The sequence below is a fragment of the Segatella copri genome, from assembly GCF_003465495.1.
Classification (GTDB): Bacteria; Bacteroidota; Bacteroidia; order Bacteroidales; family Bacteroidaceae; genus Prevotella; species Prevotella copri_G.
In genome coordinates, this window is sequence record NZ_QSAV01000111.1 from 1 (window position 1) to 1,265 (window position 1,265).

Genomic DNA, 1,265 nt, shown 5'->3' on the forward strand with positions numbered 1-1,265 from the left:
ATCTGCGTTGTGCAGTTGTAACTTACTGAATATTAACATTATATATTTGTATATATGAAATATTTTTTGTACCTTTGTAAAGAAATAATTAACAAATAAAAGGTACAAAATGAGCATTATTAAGTTATCTAAACAAATAGCCGACCCACGAGTTGCGGGTCGAACTGTCCATAAAATGGAACATATCATTTACATTACAATCGCTGCGGTAATTGCAGGAGCTCAATCTTGGAACGAAATTGCAGAGTTTGGAAAAAGTAAGTTAGACTTCTTCAAAAAGCGTTTGCAGGGGTTGGAGACTATTCCAAGCCATGACACCTTCAATCGTTTCTTTTCTATCTTTGATCCAAAAGGATTTGAAGAGATCTTCAGAAACTGGGTTAGAGAAATTGTAGGGGAAGTCAAAGGTGTTGTTGCCATTGATGGCAAGCTTATGCGTGGATCAAGCAAGTGTGATGCCGAGCACACTATTGGTCAAGCTGACTTCCGCACATGGATCGTATCTGCTTGGTCAGCAGACAACAGCATATCACTTGGGCAAGAGAAAGTCGGTGAAAAAACAAATGAAATCACGGTCGTTCCCAAGTTGCTTAGTGCTATAGACGTGTCAAATGCCATTGTGACAATAGATGCTATGGGATGCCAAACTTCTATAACAGAGAAAATCATAGAAGGCAAGGGGGACTATATTATCGCCTTGAAGGAAAATCAGAAGAAAAGTTACGAATTTGCTAAGGACATGATTTACGAGCATGAGTATAGAGGCAATTGTAATGTAGTGACAAAACATTATTCCTTTAATGAGGGACATGGTCGTCAGGAAGAAAGAACCTGCATTGTTGTAAGCTATGGGGACATAATGCAGAGAATGTTTAAGAACAGGTTTGTTGGGTTAAGGTCTGTTGTCGGGATTACCTCAAGAAGATCTGTTGCGACATCTGGTGAAACATCTGAGGAAACAAGATACTATATAACTTCCTTAAGTAATGAAGACCCCGAAAAGATAGCAAGCGCCATTAGGCAACATTGGTCCATAGAAAACAACTTGCATTGGCAATTGGACATTACTTTCAGAGAAGACGAAAGTAAGAAAGTCAAAAATGCAGCGAGGAACTTCTCTACCATAAGCAAAATGGTCCTCTCCATCTTGAAAAATGACAAGACGACCAAGGGAAGTCTCAACCTGAAAAGATTGAAGGCAGGCTGGGATGAAGAGTACCTGTCAAAACTTTTGGAGGGCAGCGCAATTTAATGCGTTTGCCCTG

At 39.6% G+C, this 1,265-nt stretch carries 1 protein-coding gene; it reads left to right on the plus strand.

The genetic code is table 11. The features are described 5' to 3' along the window. Window positions 1-109 precede the first annotated feature (109 nt). On the plus strand, window positions 110-1,252 hold the full coding sequence (locus DWV53_RS15265; protein WP_118139234.1) for an ISAs1 family transposase: 1,143 nt from the start codon (window positions 110-112) through the stop codon (window positions 1,250-1,252). The last annotated feature ends 13 nt before the right edge of the window (window positions 1,253-1,265 follow it).